We start from the raw sequence: 21,007 nt of genomic DNA, 5'->3' as shown, positions 1-21,007 counted from the left end.
TATATTTGTTGTTCATACTCAGATACACCCACTTTATTTTTTTAATTAAGATGAGGGACCATCTTGGACAGCCACTTAAAGCTTCATTTTGTTACCCCAGAAATGCTAAATGCACCCGTTATTACTGCGCAATATGATAGCTATCTAGTTATCGCCTCAATTTTAACAGCGGTGTTCGCTTCCTATATTTCTTTTTATTATCCGCGCGAATTAAAGACTCACAACTAAAAGAAGAAGCGCTACTGTGGACGGTCGTTTCATCATGCTTTTTAGGTGGCGGAATTTGGGCTATGCACTTTGTTGGCATGCTGGCCTATAAGCTCCCTATTCCCGTAGAGTACGATATTACATTAACACTGGTGTCTATTTTACCAAGTGTATTTGCTAGCTACATTGTTATGTCACCTACGTTAGGGCGTTTTAACAATTTATGGCTCAGAAGCATATTGATGGGCTTAGGTATTGGTAGTATGCATTATGTAGGCATGATGGCGATGCTGATGCCTGCTCACATGGCTTATGAACCGTGGTTATTCTCGTTTTCAGTACTCGTCGCGGTGGTGCTATCTGGGCTTGCTTTAAAAATAAATGAATTACGTCTAACAACACATATAAAGCTGAGCTGGGTCAATCTGCTGGCAGCCTTGGTAATGGGTACGGCAATTTCAGGAATGCACTATATAAGCATGATGTCTATGTATGTCTTTGCAGCACATCATACAACCTATCTCACTAATGAAAACAGCTCTGAACTTGCTCAAGTTATCATGTTTGTTTTATTAACATTAAGCTTGCTGCTGGTTGGCAGTATGGAATTACGCGCGAGAAGTTTATTATCCGCAAAATTAAAAGCGGTGCTCAATACTGTGCAAGATGGGGTTATTTGTTTTGATAAACTAGGCAATATTGAGTTTGCAAACCCTGCAACTGCCACTATTTTTGGTTTTGAACAACACGCATTAATTGGTAAAAACATTGCGCTGTTGATGCCGCAAAAATATGCCACCAACACAGCACACTACAACTACGCCGATCAAGCGGGTAAAAGTCAATTGTTACAAGGGCGCAATAGCAATGGCGTTGACTTTCCAATTACGGTATCTATTAGCCCAATCAGAAAGCATGCCAACCCGTCATTCGTCGCCACCATTAAAGATTTAACCAATATACAAAACCAAGAAGCGTTTACGCAAACTATCTTCGACACTTTGCCAATTATGTTAGTCGTCAAAGAAGCTGAGCAACTGTCATTTAGCCATGTAAATAAAGCTGGCGAGCAGCTACTTGGTAAAACACGCGATGAGCTGATTGGACTCAGTGATGCTGATTTATTTCCAGTACAAGAAGCTGCGTTTTTTCGGCAGCTGACCGCTCAGTTTTAAGTTCAGGCCAAGGCATGACAATCGATGAAGAGCCGATCACCATTGATGGCCACACCCGTTATTTACGCACTCGTAAAATTACCATTAAAGATAACCGTGGTAAGGCAAAATTTTTACTGGCTGTATCCGAAGATATTACCGAACTGCGGGTCGCCAAGCTAGAACTTGAAAAATTGCATCATCGGATGTCAATGGCAGCTAACGCGGCACATATTGGCATATGGGAATGGAACTTTCAGACCAATGAGTTGATTTGGGATGACTGGATGTTCGAACTCTATGGTGTTGATAGGGAAACCTTTAATGGTAACTACTCAGTATGGGAGAACAGCATACATCCCGATGACTACGATGAAGTCATCAAAAACTTAAAAAGTGCAGTAGCCAATCAAGATGAGTTTCATGCCGAATTTCAGATTATTTTACCTAGCGGAGAAACCCGCTACCTAAATGCTGATGGCCGAATTTACGGCAATAGCATGGTAGGGATCAATTTTGATATCTCAAAGCGTGTGATTGCTGAAAATAAACTTCTCCAGTTAGCACAAACAGATCACCTCACTGGCCTCGCTAATCGTAATGCACTGTGCAAGTTTGCGGAGCATGAATTTGACTGCACAGAACGCACTGGCACTAAAGTCGCTTGCTTATATTTTGACTTAGATAAATTTAAACCAATTAATGACACTCATGGTCACTTAGTCGGTGATTTTGTATTGGTTGAAATAGCCAAGCGCTTACTCGACACAGCTAGAAAAACAGACTGTGTAGCCCGTATTGGCGGAGATGAGTTTGTAATTATCATTACCCATATTGAAACAAGCAACCAAGTTAAAAAAGCCCTGACACGATTTATAGACGCCATTGAGTTACCCATAGTATCTACGCAAGGGAATTTCTCAGTAAGTGCTAGTATCGGTTACGCAATTTACCCAGACGAAGCCACCAGCTTAGATGAATTACTCAATAAGGCTGATGCTAGAATGTTCGACCATAAGCGCACGAAGGCAATCAATCAAAAAGCCACCATCAACCAATGACCCTCAGCCACTAAAAAAGCCCAGTTGATTTTGGCAATAGCATTCGTTAGTGCTTTTTAATACATTGCCATCGGTATTGCGTACAGCAACCTAACTAACTGGTATCGATTTGATTTAAATTAAACTCTAAATGAAAATCAAAAGGACTTACTGTGACACTTTTGATAAACTGCCCGCTGGAATAGGTGGCGAGGAATAAAGCATGTGGCTTGAAACGCTTAGGCGTCGCTTGGCAAAGCCAAAAACATCGGTGCAATTGTGCTTACTTGGCGTAAGTGCTGGATTAATTGCGGCGTTTTTGATCATTCTATTTCGTTTAACCATTCTATTTTTTCAAGGCTTGTTCCTTGATAACCCTGACGACTTCACCACTTTACCGCCTCTTGAACGGGTGTTAATGCCTATTATTGCAGCCTTTTTAATTGCTCTGTTTGCGGCTTTCACTGGTTTTAAACATTATCGATTAGGTATTCCATTCGTTATTCATCGAATTAAAAGCCATTATGGACAAATGCCGTTGTATAACACAGTTAATCAATTTGTTGGTGGTGCATTAGCATTGATCAGTGGTTTTTCTGTCGGCCGTGAAGGACCATCCGTGCATATGGGTGCAACCGGCGCAAGTATCTTAGCCGATAAACTGCATTTACCTTACAACGCTATGCGAACCCTCAGTGGTTGTGGGGTTGCAGCGGGCATTGCAGCCTCATTTAACACCCCATTAGCGGCGGTAATTTTTGTAATGGAAGTCGTGATGCGTGAGTACAAAGTGCATATCTTTGTGCCTATTATGCTTGCTGCTGTTACCGGTGCTTTGGCTACTCAATTCGTATTTGGTAATGCCTCTGAATTAGAGCTTATTACCATCACCACCCTTAGCGGTTGGCACTATCCATTTTTAATCCTATTTGGTATCGCACTTGGCGCTGTAGCCTATGCATTTAACCAAAATTTAATGTTGATCATTCGAACTTTTAAACCCTTAAGTATGTTCCCACGACTGTTATTAGCAGGTCTCATTGCCGGCGGCATCGCTTATTTAGTACCCCAAGCGATGGGGTCGGGGATGAGTGCAATAACACTCGCCGTAGAAACACCTGAAGATGTTCAACTGCTTACCACTATTTTAATCGCTAAATTACTCGCCACCCTATTTGCTATTGGTTTAGGTATTCCCGGTGGCATTATTGGTCCTGTGATCGGGCTCGGGGTACTAATGGGCACCTTAATGGCATTTTTTGCACAATTTATTAGCCCTGGAGTTGATATAGCGGGCACCTACAGCGTATTAGGAATGGCGGGGTTACTTGCTGCCACCTTACATGCTCCGCTTGCTGCGTTAACGACGGTAATGGAGCTTACCTCAAGCCAAGAGATCATCGTCCCAGCTATGCTGGTTATTACAACCGCCTATGTTACTGCGTTACAAATATTTGGTAATCGCTCAATATTTTTACAGCAACTGGACTTTCAAGGCTTAAGTTACCAAGTATCGCCAGCGACCGAAGCTTTGCAAAAGGTGGGAGTAATGGACGAAATGGATGAAAACTTTAAACTACTGTATTCAGATGATAAACAACAAATCGAAAGTACCTTAAATGCGGTAGATAGCCAAACACCGCTGATTGTTTATGATGCTGAAAATGGCTACCGGCTTGCGGAATATGATTTAAGTTTAATGTCGGATCAAAACATTGCTATTAACTATATCAGCCTGCAAGGGATCAGCAGCCAAGCCACACTTGCTGATGCGTTTGATATATTAAAAGATAAACGCAGTGGCGCTGTGTATATCTATAACTTACTCGATAATCAACAAATTATGGGAATTATGCGCTGGGATCAGATCCGCCATATCCTCACCATACGTAATAGCTTACTTTAACTAACCCAATAGAGAACATTATGAGCGCGCTACTAGTCTACAAAGCCCTACATATCTTTTTTATGATTGCCTGGTTTGCTGGCATTTTTTACCTGCCAAGACTGTTTGTTTATCATGCCATGAGCGAAGAGAAATCATGCAATTCAATGCTTAAAGTCATGGAACGCCGCTTATTATATTTTGTTACTCCGTTTGCCATATTAACCGCGGTATTTGGTGTATTAACCATTATGGAATACGGCCGTGAGTGGTTCAAACACAGCATGTGGCTGCACTACAAACTGGTATTAGTGATTATTTTATATCTGTACCACGGCTTTTGTTTTAAGTTGCTGGCTGATTTTAAACACGACCGTAATACCCGTAGCCATCGTTTTTATCGCATTTTTAACGAGTTACCTGTGTTACTACTGTTAGTCATCATATTTTTAGCGGTAACTAAACCTAGTTTATAAAAAATTTGCTATAGTATCGCGCGATTGCGTGCCCATCGTTGATGGTTGATCGCGCCCCTTTTCAATGTGATAGGAATAACCCCAATGTTAAGTTTCCAAGGTGAAAATATTCTTTCTGTCAATCAGCTCGACCGCGACTGTATTGAACGTATTTTTGCAGTAGCCAAAAAAATGGAGCCATATGCTAAAAAGCAAAAGCGCACCAATGTGTTAGAAGGCGCGATCTTAGCAAACCTATTCTTTGAGCCAAGTACTCGTACTCGTGTAAGTTTTGGCACCGCCTTTAATTTATTAGGCGGCCTAGTTCGTGAAACTACCGGCATGCAAAGCTCTGCACTTGCCAAAGGCGAATCGTTATACGATACCGCGCGCGTTATTTCTGCGTACGCGGATGCTGTTGCTATGCGCCACCCTGATGCAGGCTCAGTGGCTGAATTCGCTACTGGCTGCTCGGTACCGGTGATCAACGGCGGCGACGGCCCGAATGAGCACCCAACTCAAGCATTGCTTGATTTATTAACCATAGAGCGTGAGTTAAACCGTTTTGAGCAAGGGATTGATGGCATGCACATCGCCCTTGTTGGTGATTTAAAATATGGCCGCACTGTGCATTCATTATCAAAATTACTCTGTCATTACAAAGATATAAAATTCTCGATGGTGGCACCAGATGGTTTACAAATGCCGAGCTATATTTTGGATGCTGTTGATAATGCCGGTCATAAAATTGAAATCGTCGATAAAATGGAAGGCAATTTAGCCGCCGATATCGTCTATCAAACTCGCATTCAAGAAGAGCGTTTTCCTTCGCAAGAAGAAGCCAATAAATACCGTGGTGGTTTTCGGATCAGCCAATCAATTTACAATACACACTGCAAACCAAACTCAGTATTAATGCATCCATTGCCTCGCGACAGCCGCATGGAAGCCAATGAACTCGATAACGATTTAAATAGTAACGATAACTTAGCTATCTTCCGCCAAGTACAAAATGGCGTGCTAATTCGTATGGCACTATTTGCATTGACCTTAGATGTTGCCGACAAAGTTGAGCAATATGAAGTCGCTGTGCCATGGTTTAGCCGTAAACGCGATAGTTAATCTACCAGTACAATTAATAGGATTTTTCATGACAATTAGCCAAGATTTATTTGCCCGCGCCCAAGCGTCTATCCCAGGCGGCGTAAACTCACCGGTACGTGCCTTTAATGGCGTTGGCGGCACGCCCCTGTTTATTACTAAAGCGCAAGGCCCATTTACCTTTGATGCCGATGGCAACCGTTACATCGACTACGTTGGTTCGTGGGGACCAATGATCATGGGCCACAACCACCCAGCCATCAAACAAGCGGTACTTGATGCGGTAGAAAACGGCCTAAGCTATGGCGCCCCTACTGAAGCCGAGATCTTCATGGCTGAAAAAGTAAAACAGCTAGTGCCATCAATTGAAAAAGTACGCATGGTAAGCTCAGGTACTGAAGCGACCATGAGCGCAATTCGCCTAGCGCGTGGTTTTACTGGCCGTGACAAAATACTAAAATTTGAAGGCTGTTACCACGGTCACGCAGATTCATTATTAGTAAAAGCAGGTTCAGGCGCACTGACAATGGGTGTACCAAACTCACCCGGTATTCCGGAAGACTTTGCTAAGCACACCTTAACGGTATCGTTTAATAACCTTGACGAAGTAAAAGCTATTTTCGCCAAGTACGCCGACGAAATCGCCTGCATTATCGTAGAACCCGTTGCTGGTAACATGAACTGTATTCCACCCGTACCGGGCTTTTTAGAAGGTTTGCGTGCGGTATGTGATGAATACAAAGCAGTACTTATTTTTGACGAAGTCATGACCGGCTTTCGCGTTGCTCTTGGCGGTGCACAAGCCTATTACAACATCATTCCAGACTTAACCTGTTTAGGTAAAGTGATTGGCGGCGGTATGCCAGTAGGCGCATTTGGTGGTAAAACTGAGATCATGGATTACATTGCGCCAGTAGGTCCTGTTTATCAAGCAGGCACATTATCAGGCAACCCAATCGCCATGGCGGCAGGCTTAAAAGCACTCGAGCTTTTGTGTGTTGATGGCCTACACACTGAGCTTGAAGCGAAAAGTAAAGCTATCTGTGAAGGCTTCGAAGCTGCCGCGAAAAAAGCCGGTATTCCACTGACCACTAACTACGCCGGTGGTATGTATGGCTTCTTCTTTACTGATCAAGAAAAAGTAACCACTTACCAACAAGCAACGCAATGTGATTTAGAGCGCTTTAAAAAGTTCTTCCACTTAATGCTTGAAGAAGGTGTTTATTTAGCACCATCAGCATTTGAAGCAGGCTTCGTTTGCTCTGATCACTCAGAGCAAGAAATCGCCGACACCATCGCCGCTGCCGAACGCGCGTTTGCAAAACTTTAAGTTGTAGATTACATAAAGCCAATAAAAGGGCGACCTTCTAAGGAAAGTGGCCCTTTTATTGCTTGGCTAAATATTAAACTATTAGTATTGCCGTTGAGTATATGTTCTGTTGCCATTGGATGCCTGACTGGTGCTAAGAGCAGGTAGTTGGTTTAATCCTCGAATATGCGGCTCATGAGTTGAACATTAAACTAAATTCCATCCAACCAAAAACAAAACTGATATGCACACTAACTAAATTTTCAACCGATTAAAAGCCGCTTTTAAAGCTCTGTCAATCCAATCAAATGCTAATCTTTTTGATATCCACTTATTATGATATCCCTATGCCTAAAACCAACCATTTCATTGAGCTCAGGTATATTGCGAACCAATTAGCACCCCTTACCAGAAACAGAGTGGTTGCCTTTTAATTTTTTATGTGTAATTTATCAGCTAGGATACCCTTAACTTAATTTACAAAAGGAAATTGTATGTTTCGTATTACTACTTTGCTAACGGCTTTATGTTTGTTTAATCCTTCCGCATTTGCGCAAACTACATCAAATGACCTTGCGTTTGAAACGCCAGTCTCTGATACAACACAAAATGTTGGCGAGATAAAACCTGTAGCAATAGCTGCACCTGGTGACGGCGGCGGTGATACGCCAAGCAGTTTTTCGAGTGAGCTTGGCACAGAAGAGCTTAATAAACTCAAAACCACCGACTCCATAACTCCTCATACGACGGAGTTATTTGGTGAACGAATTGATTTAAATACCGGCTCAATCAGCTTTAGTCATGTTGACGTAAGCTTGCCGGATAACAACAACATCGAAGTTGCGGTAAGACGCACCTTTCGAGGAACCAAGTTCACGTGGGCGGATGAGCTTGAGTTTGCAGACTGGCAACTCGACATCCCTTATATTCACACTATTCAATCACTATCTTCCTCAGGCTACTCTGGCTCATGGGCAAAAGGGAAAGAGTGTTCTGGGTATTTGGAGCCTAGATTAGTCAGTTATCTAGGCACAACCTACGATGCTCAGCAGTATTGGACGGGTGACACTTTGCATGTACCCAGTAAAGTGGATGAAAAACTGCTCATTAATGACGGCGTTATTGCGCCAGGGTCATATGGTAAGGTAACCATGTCAAACTGGCGCGTCAGTTGTGGCTCTAGGACTGAGAATGGTCAACCGGTTGGGGAAACCTTTATTGTTAGTTCGCCTGACGGATTAACCTATACCTTTGGTAAGTTAAAGCGCGTTGAAGCCCGCCCCTTAAATGGTGGTTTAATGCGCTACAATACCTATATGTTGGTAACACAAGTAAAAGATCGCTTCAACAACACCGTTAATTATCACTACAATGGTGCTAACTTGGCGTATATCTCGTCGAACGATGGCCGACGTATTGATTTCTCTTATGCAGACAGTGTCCATCCAAGTCGTATTACTTCAGTCACAGCTAACGGACGAACATGGCAGTATACATATGCCACTTCATCATTACGCAAAGTCTATCGGCCGGATGGTAAATATTGGGACTTGCTTGTTTCTTCGCTGGGAGACCAACAACCTGCCTCCAACACAAGTTGCACGTCTTATTCACAATCTTATCCCATATCAATGACGCACCCAGATGGGATGACAGCGAGTTTTACAATCAAAAATACACTACATGGTCGTAGCAATGTTCCTCGTCAGGTTCAAGCCTTGCTCGCGCCAAAAGATATGTCTATTTGTTACCAGACCTTAGCCCTTAAAAGTAAAACATTGTCGAGTGATAATACTGCTCCCGTAACGTGGCAATACTCTTATTCTCAAAATCATGGAGATTGGGATAATGCCAGCAATACCATGAGTAACTTGTATTATTCGCCGAAGGATAATACCAATACCAGCAGAGGAATACCTGCAACGGCACACGTCCTCAACAGTAAAACCACATCTGTCGTTGCACCTGATGGCAGTAAAACCGTTTATTTTTATAATCGTGACTATACCAGCCACAAAGAAGGGCAATTAGAAGCTATTGATAATTTTGATACTAACGGCACCACCTTATTGCGACGTAAAGAAATTACTCAGTTAAAAGGTCAACGTATTGGATTAAGTGGTATTACCGGTGATAATACTCAGCCGCAGCATTATCGAATTAACACCTCACAAGAAAAAATCACTGTCTATGACCAAGGTACACAAACCTTTACCACCAGTTACAATAGCTTTGATATCTACGGTAATCCGCAAATTACCAGTGAGTCTAATAATTTCAATGGTAAAAAACGCTATACAAAACAACTTTATTATAACGACACAACAAATTGGCTAATTGGCTTGCCTAAACAAACGCTTATCAGTTCGACCCCCACCTTTCCTGTGACGCCTGCATCTGAAACTACTTATCACAGCGCAACCGGTAACTACAAATCACTCCCCTATGAGCATCGTTCATTCGGGCGCTGGTATAAACGCAATACCCGTTACCATACTTCAGGCGTGAATGCGGGGTTGCCTTACACAGTGAATTATAACGGAACAAACCGTTGGGTAGAGTTTTCCAACTACAAACGCGGTATTGCGCAAACCATTAAAACGCCGCAAAGTTTAAGTGCAACGCCGCAATACGCCTACAAGGTGGTGGACAACAATGGTTGGGTAACACAGCAAACAGATTTTATGGGGCAGTGCATCAACTATGGTTACGATAGCTTGGGCCGAATGATCTTAGTTGACCCTTGTGATAGCCGCTGGTCAAGCACCAATATTACTTATGCCACAACAGCGGGCAGTGACAGCCTAAGTTATGTTGAAGCTGACATGCTAAAAAAAACCGTCACTAGGGGCAACTATCAAAAAATCACCTATCACGACAGTTTACTGCGCCCGGTGATGATTAAAGAGTGGGATAAAACATTTTCATCTACTGCCCGTTATTCTCGCCAACAGTTTGACGCGTTTAATCGCCCGCTTTATCAAAGTCTACCTAATTCTAGTAGTAACACGCCTTATGGTGTTACTCACCAATATGATGGTTTAGGACGCCCCACGTTAATTGATAACAACACCACATCAGGGAATATCAGTTATCGTTATTTATCAAACAATCGAGTGCAGGTGAATGACAACAAAGGCAATGTCACCACCACCACTTACCTAGCTTATGGTGCGCCAGAGCAAAATATGGCCACCCTGATTATCTCGCCTCACAGTGTGAACACCAGCCTGGCTTATAATATCTATGGCAATATGAGCTCGGTGAGTCAGGGCGGAATCACTGAATCGCGGGTATACGACAGTTATCAGCAATTGTGTAAAACGGTAAGACCGGATATAGGCAATACCGCCTTTGTTAAAGATGCGCTGGGTCAGGTGAGCTGGCAAGCGCGAGGCAGCTCTATTGACAGCAGTACCACGACCTGTGACACCACAGTCAGTGCTACCGACAAAGCCATCTTCGCTTATGACAATTTAGGCAATGTTAAATCTATTCTGTTTGGCGACAGCAGCCCCGACCAAAGCTATGTGTATGATGCCAATAGCCGTTTAACCACCCTCAACGCAGGCTCGGTGGTCACGGCTTATGAATATAATTCTGCCAACCTGATTGAGCTGGAAACCCTATCTGTTGATGGACAAAGTTTCGTTTTAGATTATGGGTATAGCAGTAACGGCAACCTGGCTAATACCCTTTACCCCAGTGGAGTACATATTACCTATTCTCCCAATGCCCTGGGTCAAGCCACCAAGGCGGGCACCTATGCCACCAGTGCCACGTATCACGCCAATGGCATGGTCAAATCGCACAATTACGGTAACGGCTTTGCCCATACCTCGAGTCAGAACAACAGCGGTTTGCCCAGCACCTTTTACGATAAACGCAGCACCACTTACGCCATCAATCATGGTTTTAGCTACGATGCCAACAATAACCTGACGGTACTGGATGACAAAATCAACAATGCCTATGACCTGAGCCTGAGCTACGATGGCCTAGACCGCCTGGACGTAATCACCGACAGTTATTTAGGCGCAGGGGATGTGAACTATGATGCCATGGGCAATATCACCGATTACAAGCTGGGTAATAAAACCATTAACTATGTTTACACCAGCACTAAACAACTGGACTACACCACCGGCAGTAAAATTTACGATTTTAATTACGATGACAAAGGGAATGTCACCGACAATGGCATCAGAGGGTTTATTTACAATGCCGCCAATCAAATGGTGCAAAGTGACGGTTACCTGTATACCTATGATGGCAATAACAAGCGGGTAAAAGAACAAGGCTCCAACGGCACCAGCTACTCCTTTTATGCCAGTAACGGCAAGCTGATGTACCGCCAAGCCAATAACCAACATATCGAGTATTACTACCTGGGTGGCAAACTGGTAGCCAATAAAAAAGGTAGTACCGTAACTTACCTGCACAGTGACTATTTAGGCAGCACTGCCGCCGAATCGAATACAAGCGGCACGGTCACTTCAAGAATGCATTACCAACCCTTTGGTGAAAGCATTGAGCCACCTAAAGACGACATAGGTTACACCGGCCATAAGTTTGATACCGACTTAGGCTTGAGTTATATGCAGGCACGATACTATGATCCAGTTATTGGGCGGTTTATGAGTAATGATCCGGTTGGTTTTACTGGTGAAGTAGCAAGTTTTAATAGGTATTCCTATGTTGACAACAACCCATATAAATACAATGATCCCGATGGTAAACATCGAAGACACATTGTCAAACAGATGGTTAAAACTATCGAAAGAGCAAATAAAAGAGCTAAGCAACTTCAAGAGAATAGGCAAAGAGGCAAGGAAGGCGAACAAAAAACTCGTGATAGTTTAGGTGATGATATAGCTGGTGAACAAGTAACTCTCGAAACTAAACGTGGTGATAGAGCAAGGGTAGATTTTGTAAAAAAAGACAAAGGTGTCGTTGAGACTAAAACTGGTGATGCAAAGCTTTCGAAAGGTCAAGAAAAGGTTAAAGAGGCTATCGATAATGGCGAGCCTGTTATACCAAGAGGAAAAAATGCTGAAAAAGCAGGGCTTCCTAAGAATGAACCAACTATAATGAAAAACTGTAAAGTTGATAGGCATTGTTGATGACTGAACAAACGAAATTAAATAAAGTAGTTATAGATTTTGTAGCTAAAGGTAAAATTGAAGACCAATGGTTAGTTGTATTAGTAGAAGAAGCTAACGCTGAATTTGATTTAGATGGATTTCTTTACGATTTTCAAGATCGGCTATACAACTGTCTTGATGCTATCATAGATGGCCAACTGGCTAATAAATTTCCAGACACTTCAAATAAAAATATTGTAATACGAGTTGATTGTTATCAGATACCTAGGCATGAAGTCGAAGAGTTTTTTGTCAGTTTTTCTACTGGTGTTCTTGCTCTCCCAGATTATGCTGAAGGGCTAGCTAACAGTAGTTATGTAAAAGATATAACATTCGAAATAAATTTTGATTAAAAGGAAAGAATGGGGTCGCGTCTTTCCTTTTGCCTGTCAACTATCTTTAAGCAGCAAACTAGAGTAGAAAATATGACATCCGTAGTTAATTGTTAACTTAAACGCAGGGCTATAGTTATTATGGGCAATATTAGTAGCAGACTAGGCTGCTTATTTTGGTTGTCGTTGGCAGGTGTTACCAGCGAAGTAGGCAAAGTGATGCAGCGCCACTATATGGTGACACCAGTGAAGTTGCCTAGGCTTGCTGTTATTCGTTGCCTATTTAAACCAGTGTTGCCTGCCCAGTAAAGTGCTCTGCGGTGTGATCATGCGGGTCAATATTTATATGTTTAAAAACTCTGAACTATTAATGTGCCTACCTGTATTTGGATCTGAGCAGGCCTTTATTAATTTTTTTAATTAATGGAGGTTGTTGCGCTGTTGTTTGAAATTCATTAAATGCAAGATGAACTTTTAAAAGGTTGTGCTCTGAGACCCAAAACAAAAAGTCTAGTTGTGCCTCTTTTGTGTCACCAATATTTATTACTTTTTGTGCATGCAACAACGTCTGCTTTAACAGTCGGTGATAAAGTGAAAAATCGTCAATTAAATTCGGTGATTTAAAGTGATTTTTAATGTGCTGTTATATAAAGCTGAGTCTAGCTAAAAAGTTAATATATAGCAGTGCGTAGAGTTCATAGATTGGAATAACTAATAGTTTTGACGAGTTATTGGCATGTGCCTTTGCAAGACGCTTACCGTAGTTTCATTATCAGATGAAAATAAAAAAGCCCGTAAGGGCTTTTTATTAGAAAATCAATATTGTTGATTTTAGATTTAGAAGCGAGCTTCGAAACCTAAGCGAACGTAACGCGGTGTTTGCCAAGTATAAGCAGCACCATAGTATGAGTTAAGCTCACCTTCATTTTGCTCATAATGCTCATTTGCAGAAGAGATTGACTGGCTATTAAGAACATTAAATACATTAATCGAAGCACGCATGTCAATATCCGAAATAGTAAAGTCATAAGCTGCAGATAAATCTAGATTAAATGTCCAAGGAGTACGGCCTGCGGTACCACGAGTATGTTTATCATAAATTTTTTCTTCTTGATCACATTCACCATTACCGTTCGTATCAGGGCACTCATTGGTATAAATATAGAAAGTGTCACCCCAACCACCATTTAGGTTAGGATCTTTTGACGGGTAACCTTGACCAAATAAACTTTGCGGGCGGCCACTTTGTAAACTGGCGTTCCAACCAACAGTTAAGTCTTCCGTTGGTTCCCAACTGCCGAAGAATTTGAATGTATGACGGCGATCATTTGGTTGATAACCTTGTGAACCATCCATTACAGCAGGGAAATCAAAGTCTTGTGTAATTCCAGCATCGGCTTGGCCGATATCAGATTTAACCGCACCTTCAAAATTACCGACACTACGAGCCCAAGTATAACCAAATTGATAGCGAATTGTATCTGCTTGATAATCTAAGCTAAATTCAACTGCAGTGTACTCATTATTTGCTTTAGGTAAACCAATCGTTTCTGCGGAATGAGTAGTTAAAGAACCTGCGTCAGGTATACCATCAGTGATCTCATCTGTTGGATCATTACTAGTACCATTCCAATATACACCATCTTTATACCAGCTTGATGTAGAACCTGGATTTATCATTACACAAAAAGGATAAGCATAACGGCCACAATAATCATCAAGAGCTGTTGCTACTTCTCTATAAATACCTTTAACACCAACAGTATACTCATCGTTTAATGCTTGTTGAACTCCAATAATGTATTCATCTTTAGAAAATGGATCCGCTTCTTGAGCTTGGAAAATGTCTTTTTCAGGGATAGTTGGTACACCACTTATCTGCTGTGAATTTTCTAACCCGCCACTGCCGATAGTATCAGCCAAAGGAGCAAGGCCAGTTGGAGCCCCAGTTGTCGAATCCACACCTGTATATGTATAAGCAGTTGTTATATCACTCACACCTGATGCGGCACGGAAAATAGTATTGTTTGCAACAGGAAGATAATAACGACCATATGTACCATACACTTTTGTATCACCAGTACTGGTAGGATCCCATGTAAAACCTAAACGCGGAGCAATATCTGTTTTAAAGCTTGTTAATAATTTTCCAGTTGTACCCCAACTATCAAATTCATCAATTCGCAGACCTACTGTTACTGCAAAATCATCTGTAACTTGCCAATGATCTTCCAAATAGTAAGCCGTTAACTCTGATTCAAAACTCCCACCACCATCAAAAACACGGTCTTCAACATAATCTATTGTTGAGCCAGTATTGTTTGTTAAAGCACCATTATCTGCTTGAAAGCTACCATTATCTGCTAGGGTGCGATAATCGTAACTATGCCCACCGATAGGGCGACTAATACGTTCAGATTCACGCTCTTGGTAATCGATACCAAAACTAAACGAATGATCTTCCCAAACATATTCTATATCTAGACGGTATTGAGTATTCTCATCATTATTAGCGCCAAAACTACCGCCTGCGCCACATCCTGTAATTGGGTTTGATGTACCTCGAGAGTCGGTAATGCTTGGGCATACTAAGTTTTCAGCTTGTGTTTCATACTCAGTTTTAATGCTACCAGCCATTGCTGTAATTACTAGATCTTCTGTTAGAACACCTGTGTAGCTTATACTTTGAGCTTCACCGCCACGTTTAAGTAAAGCACCATCTTTACGATCACCAACTACGCCATTGTTATACTCATAGACAGAACGTTCAATATCGCGACGGTTTGAGTATGCAAAATAACTTAATCGATGATTCTCAGTAATATCCCAATCAAGCTTACCACCCCAGAATAAATTATCTCCACCAGAAGCTGATTCTTCACGGTATTGATCATTTGGAGAGAACTGATCTCCTCCCCAAGTATAAGTTGACTCAGTGTCACGAGGATTGACTAAGCCATAAAAGAAAAGTGTATCTTCAATAAGTGGACCACCAACCGCAAGTGTTATATCTGCTTTATTATCTGAATCTAACCTTTCATCTCTGAAAACTTGCCCTGCCCCTTGTTTACCACGAGAAAAAGATCCTTCTTCTTGCAGTGAATCAGGTTGATATTGCACTACAGCTGAGAATTCCCATTCATTAGTACCGCTTTTAGTAGTTGTATTTATTGTACCACCTGTTGCACGACCAAACTTTGCTGAGTAACCACCTGTTTTTACTTGGAATTGATCATAAAATTCAAAAGGAACCTCGCCACAACCTAAACCTTGACGTGTATTAGTCACCTCTAGTCCATTAATATAACAAGCATTCTCAGCTACTGATGAACCGCCAAATGAAGCTGTGTTACCAAATGCACTATCACCTTTCACTGCACCTGGTGCTAATAACGCAACAGACGTTAGATCACGATTAATTGGCATTCTATCGATTTCAGCATCTGTAATAATTAAGCCTGAGTCAGCTGTTGAAAGATCTATTGAAGAAATTCGAGCACCAACAACTTGAATAACCTCAGGCCCAGAGGCTTCTGTTAGATCAAAGTTCGCTTTTGAATTGCTACCCAACGAAACACGAACTCGATCCTCAGCAACAACAGCTGCTCCTTTAAGTACTTGAATTTCATAATTACCTGAAGGCAAAGAAGCAAAACGAAAGCTTCCATCTGCTGAGACATTAAGAGTACGAGTCAGACCCGTTGCTGAATTTTTAACTTTGACTGTGTACCCTGCTGTGTTAGTAATGTTATTGATTGTACCAACAACATCTGATGCAGCAGCAGGAAATGCCAAACCTAAAGAAGCAGATACAGCTATTGCTGTTATGCTTTTCTTGAATATTGATTTCATTCTTATTGTATCCCTGTTTAAATTATAATTATTTAACCTTATAAAAGGTACTTACACATTAATAAAAGGGAACTTAAATGTAAACAAAAAACACCTAAATTACACTTAATTAATATAGGTAACTATACACTGTCAAAAAATTGGGATTATTTAAATTGCATAAAACAAAACTATACATTCAAAACCCACAAAAAAAAACAAAAAATTAACATCGGATATACTTAATAGCTAAAACTGATTTAGCTTAGTATAAATATTAAAATAAACAGCAGTAAATAAACGCCTACTTATTGTAATAGAAAGGGTAGTTTAGACTGATCTTTAAGATATAAAAAGTAAGCAGCAACTGGACCCGCTATAATGATTTCACAGAAATAAAGCAACCTTCCTAAATGCCAAGACTAATATTAACTAGAAATCGTTATAGAACTAAAAGCCTTGGCAGCAATCCAAGTAAAATACACTTAATAATTAATAGTACATCTTAAGCTATCAGGGAGGTAGGCTCATAATGTGAATCATGAAAACCCCTGTTTATCATTAACTTAAGAAAACCGTTATTACTAATAATAGCTACGATAATCTAGCTAAGCTAGAGATAAAAATTGAACTAATTCCTTGTTCTAAGATCCGATTTTCGACCAATAAAAATTAGAGCAACAAGAGACAAGCATAAAGAAGTAGTCGAATTATTTTTCGATGACAATGATTTTTCGTATTTCCATCTCGCAGTGAAAAAACAATTGCTAACTGACGGCACACGGGTAGGAAGGATAAGTAAAAGCAAAATTATGACTATCATTATTGCTTTTCATATACCGAAACAGCGCGATTTTAAGAATGACTATCTTAGCCGCATTACTCGTGAGGGTTTCCTCTTTATACAAAACACATCTAATTCATGAGCTATTTTAATTATCTCCTTTTTTCTAATACTCATAAATTTGTCATTATCATTGAGTCCAGCTTGTCTACTATTCCTAACTTCCCGTATACTAGAGATGCCCGATTAAAAACGCGTTATGAGGTTATTCGCCTCTTTCTCGAAGTAAAAAATCGTACTGTTGTCGCTAAAACTACCCGCGTTAGCCGTCGACTGGTCAATGAGTGGGTTACTGCATACTTATCCGATGGAATTAAAGCGCTTGATATTAAAAAACAATCAGGTCGCCCTTGTGGCTTAACATTAAAACAAAAGTGCCAGCTTAAAGATTACATCTGTGCGCACGCAGTGAAAGAGGAAGGTGGGAGGCTGATAGGTGAAGATATACGCAAATACATTTACGATACATTTGGTGTCCAATACAAACTCAATAATGTCTACCGTTTGATGTGCGAGCTTAATCTTTCATGGATAACGTCTCGCTCTAAACATCCTAAACAGTCAATTGAGGCACAAGAAGACTTTAAAAAATTTCCATTATAATACGATCATCACAATTCCAGGCCACGTGGCCCTTGATAGAGTGGATGTGTGGTTTCAAGATGAAGCGCGATTTGGGCAACAAAATACCACCTCAAAAATTTGGGCTAAAAAAGGCACTAGGCCACGTGTTGTGAAGCAACAGCAATTTCTATCCACTCATATTTTTGGTGCAGTATGCCCCGCAACAGGGCAAACAGAGGCGATTATAGCCCCTTATTTGAGTAAGGATATAATGAAGCAACACTTACAACTCATTTCAGATGCTACGCCATGTGGACGGCACGCAGTGGTTATTGTTGATCGCGCAAGCTGGCATATGGGTAATGTTAATGAAGGGATTAAAAATGTGTCGGTGATACCGTTGCCTCCTTATTCACCAGAACTTAATCCGGTTGAGCAAGTATGGGCATGGATGCGAGACAGAGAGTTATCTAATCGTACTTTTTCAGATTATGACGACATTGTGGAGCAAGTAAGTAGAGCGTGAAATGTGTTTCGTTCAAATATTACTAATGTTAAGCATATGTGCTTTAGAGCATGGACAAATTAAATAGCATTGGTATTACTCAGCCATACGCGACCTCTGGAGGTCACGCTTTGCAAAAATATGAAGGCTACAGTATAACATTATGGGATAGAGCAATGCTGGCAAAACGTTTGGTTATTGAAACCATCGATAAATATCAACACGCTCCAGTTAAGGTAGACACTTCTTTAAGCGACTGTTTTTCATTTAACATTTACAATACACTAGCGTTGGCAACTTGGCCTTGGCTCAAATTCACTGGCCCTCAGTGGTAGCTGAATGACCTTGCCACAGCCCGGAGGCGCTTGTTTACCGGTTAGTTCGTCGATAAATGCCCAACGAATAGAAGGTGGCCGGGTATCAGCGATTGCCTCAGGGTTGAGCGGTTTAAGGTAACGGATATAGGTTTCCAATGCGCCAACACTGCCCGTTAAGCCTGTGCTTTTATTATCATCACGACCAAGCCATGCAACCGTTACTGTATTTTGATCAAAGCCTGCATACCAACTATCACGTAAGTCATTACTGGTGCCGGTTTTACCTGCAAGTTGAATCGACGGAAAATGGGCATTTAAGCGTTTTGCAGTGCCGTCTTTAGTCACCCGTTTCATGGCATATTTAGTCATATACACCGCGGCTTTATCAAAGCGCGGCGCTGAGCTGATATTATGCTGATAAAGCACACGCCCTACTGAGTCGGTTAGCGCCGAAATAGATGTTAATTGGCGATATTCGCCATCAGCCGCCAACGTGGTATAAAGCTGAGCAACTTCAAAGCTCGACATTTCAACGGCACCGAGCAGTAATGATGGATACTGTGATATTTGCTCTTTAGCGCCGAGTTTATTGAGTGTATCAGCGACTTTATCCACCCCAACATCTAGCCCCAAGTTCACCGCTGGAATATTGATACTGTTACTAAAGGCTTTATAAAGTGGCATCATACCGCGATATTGATGGTCAAAATTTTCTGGTTGCCACACTTTGCCTTGCTCATTAGTCACTTGCACTGGTGAGTCATCTAGCAGCGTCGCTAAATTATAGTGTGGTAAACCCAATGCAGTTAAATACACCGCTGGTTTTACTAATGAGCCAATATTGCGTTTTGTATCAAGAACGCGGTTAAATCCTAAGAAACGTGGATCGCGCCCTGCAACCAGTGCAGATACCCCACCCTTTTCTACATTAACTGAGATCATCGCTGCTTCAAGCTGCTCTGTCGTGCTGCGCTTTTCAAGATACGGTAGGCTTTTTTCAATTGCCTCTTCCATTGCGGCTTGTTTTTGTAGATCAAAATAAGTAAATACTCGCACACCAGCATCTAGTACTTCTTGGTCTGGCAGTAATTTTCTCAGCTCACGATCCACCAGCTCTAAATAACCAGGGTACGATTTAGGTAAGCTGTCTTTCATTGGTGCAATGTCAATTGGGCGTTTTAGTGCAGCACGGTATTCGCGAGTATCAATTAACTTATTATCAACCATTAAGCGCAGCACTAAATCACGACGCTCCATAGTACGCTCAGGGTAACGGCGTGGGTTATAATATGAAGGGCCTTTGACCATAGCAACGAGTAACGCTATTTGATCATACTCAAGCTCATCTACTGGCTTAGAAAAGTAAAACTCAGAGGCCAACCCCATGCCATGCACACCTTGGTTATACGATTGACCAAGATATACTTCGTTTAGATAGGCTTCTAATATTTGATCTTTTGAATAGCGGTAATCTAAAATCAAGGCGATCAATGCTTCATTGAATTTACGGATCAGCGTGCGGTCACGGGTTAAATAAATATTTTTTGCTAGTTGCTGCGTTAACGTACTGCCACCTTGAACAGTGCGCCCTGCTTTAATATTGCTGTATAGAGCACGCATAATCGAAAACACCGATACACCATGGTGCTGGTAAAAATTCTGATCTTCAACCACTAATAATGTATCTGTTAGCATTGGCGGGAACTTATCCAGCGGCACAAACTCACGGTCTTGTTTGGAATCATTACCAATACGGGCAATTTGTACTGGCTCTAATCGAGCGCTATTTAAGCGCCTGCCAAATTTATCTTTAATACTGGCAAGTTTCTGACCCGCAAAACGCAGCTCAATAACTTGTGCTTGCTCTAAGCCATCGTAAAATTCAAATTCACGACGGAAGATTTTAATACTATCACCCGCTTTTACATATTGTCCGGTGCGGCTAAGCTTATTTACCGATGAATAATTTAGCCTATCAAGTTCCCACACCACTTCTTGGCTAGATAAAAACTGTCCTGGGTAAAAACCCATTGCTCTAGCATAGACTTGTGCAGGTAGCTGCCATTTATTGCCTTCAAATTGACGGGTTATTTTTGCATCTAAATAAATTAAATATAACGCCATGGCAATAATGCCAGCTAAGCTAAGTTTCCAAAAAATAGACCAAATCTTACGACCAATGCCACGTTTTTTTACATTTTTTGCCGGCGCCTTTCTAGTCGCTGCTTTTTTCGCCGACTTAGACGCAGTCGTTGAGGCTTTGTTGGCCGAGCGTTTCGATGGAGTTTTACTAGAGCGGGGATCTTTTTTATCAGCCAT

The 21,007-nt window shown here is 41.5% G+C and carries 12 protein-coding genes; 10 read left to right on the top strand and 2 right to left on the bottom strand.

Annotated elements, in window-relative coordinates; genetic code table 11:
• The first annotated feature begins 290 nt into the window (after positions 1-290).
• From NDQ71_RS16065 to NDQ71_RS16030, 8 genes are all read left to right on the top strand, one after another.
• Positions 291-1,382: an MHYT domain-containing protein gene (locus NDQ71_RS16065; RefSeq protein WP_301561839.1), complete on the top strand. Its 1,092-nt coding sequence runs from the start codon at positions 291-293 to the stop codon at positions 1,380-1,382.
• Positions 1,383-1,396: 14 nt separating this feature from the next.
• On the top strand, positions 1,397-2,422 hold the full coding sequence (locus NDQ71_RS16060) for a sensor domain-containing diguanylate cyclase (protein ID WP_301561838.1): 1,026 nt from the start codon (positions 1,397-1,399) through the stop codon (positions 2,420-2,422).
• A gap of 202 nt (positions 2,423-2,624) precedes the next feature.
• Complete coding sequence (locus tag NDQ71_RS16055) at positions 2,625-4,307, top strand: chloride channel protein (RefSeq protein ID WP_064665601.1); 1,683 nt, start codon at positions 2,625-2,627, stop codon at positions 4,305-4,307.
• A gap of 20 nt (positions 4,308-4,327) precedes the next feature.
• The gene (locus NDQ71_RS16050) at positions 4,328-4,762 is read left to right on the top strand and encodes a CopD family protein (protein WP_016708673.1); all 435 of its coding nucleotides are present in this window, start codon (positions 4,328-4,330) and stop codon (positions 4,760-4,762) included.
• An 84-nt stretch (positions 4,763-4,846) separates the two neighbouring features.
• A complete protein-coding gene (locus tag NDQ71_RS16045; protein ID WP_192541516.1) occupies positions 4,847-5,863 on the top strand; it encodes an aspartate carbamoyltransferase in 1,017 nt (338 codons plus the stop codon).
• Between the two features lie 28 nt (positions 5,864-5,891).
• Positions 5,892-7,172, top strand: a complete 1,281-nt coding sequence (gene hemL, locus NDQ71_RS16040; protein WP_301561837.1) for a glutamate-1-semialdehyde 2,1-aminomutase — start codon at positions 5,892-5,894, stop codon at positions 7,170-7,172.
• Between the two features lie 473 nt (positions 7,173-7,645).
• Positions 7,646-12,274, top strand: coding sequence for an RHS repeat domain-containing protein (locus NDQ71_RS16035; RefSeq protein ID WP_301561836.1), 4,629 nt, complete (start codon positions 7,646-7,648; stop codon positions 12,272-12,274).
• Positions 12,274-12,648 carry a hypothetical protein gene (locus NDQ71_RS16030; protein WP_301561835.1) on the top strand — a complete coding sequence of 125 codons (375 nt, stop codon included), beginning with the start codon at positions 12,274-12,276 and terminating at the stop codon, positions 12,646-12,648. Before NDQ71_RS16035 ends, NDQ71_RS16030 begins: the two co-directional genes overlap by 1 nt.
• An 816-nt stretch (positions 12,649-13,464) precedes the next feature.
• On the opposite strand, the gene NDQ71_RS16025 is transcribed toward NDQ71_RS16030, so the two are convergent.
• Entirely contained in the window at positions 13,465-16,479 is a 3,015-nt protein-coding gene (locus NDQ71_RS16025; protein ID WP_301561834.1) for a TonB-dependent receptor, read from the bottom strand.
• Positions 16,480-17,446: 967 nt separating this feature from the next.
• On the opposite strand from NDQ71_RS16025, the gene NDQ71_RS16020 reads away from it, so the two are divergent.
• Together NDQ71_RS16020 and NDQ71_RS16015 are read left to right on the top strand one after the other, a co-directional pair.
• A complete protein-coding gene (locus NDQ71_RS16020) occupies positions 17,447-17,905 on the top strand; it encodes a winged helix-turn-helix domain-containing protein (RefSeq protein ID WP_301561833.1) in 459 nt (152 codons plus the stop codon).
• 25 nt (positions 17,906-17,930) lie between these two features.
• The gene (locus tag NDQ71_RS16015; protein WP_301561832.1) at positions 17,931-18,392 is read left to right on the top strand and encodes an IS630 family transposase; all 462 of its coding nucleotides are present in this window, start codon (positions 17,931-17,933) and stop codon (positions 18,390-18,392) included.
• 263 nt (positions 18,393-18,655) lie between these two features.
• On the opposite strand, the gene mrcB is transcribed toward NDQ71_RS16015, so the two are convergent.
• Positions 18,656-21,007, bottom strand: coding sequence for a penicillin-binding protein 1B (gene mrcB, locus NDQ71_RS16010; RefSeq protein ID WP_301561831.1), 2,352 nt, complete (start codon positions 21,005-21,007; stop codon positions 18,656-18,658).

Origin of the sequence: Pseudoalteromonas sp. KG3 (assembly GCF_030436385.1) — a bacterium.
Classification (GTDB): Bacteria; Pseudomonadota; Gammaproteobacteria; order Enterobacterales; family Alteromonadaceae; genus Pseudoalteromonas; species Pseudoalteromonas prydzensis.
Note: the sequence above shows the minus strand (reverse complement) of the source record. Positions and strands in the feature narration are given on the sequence as shown.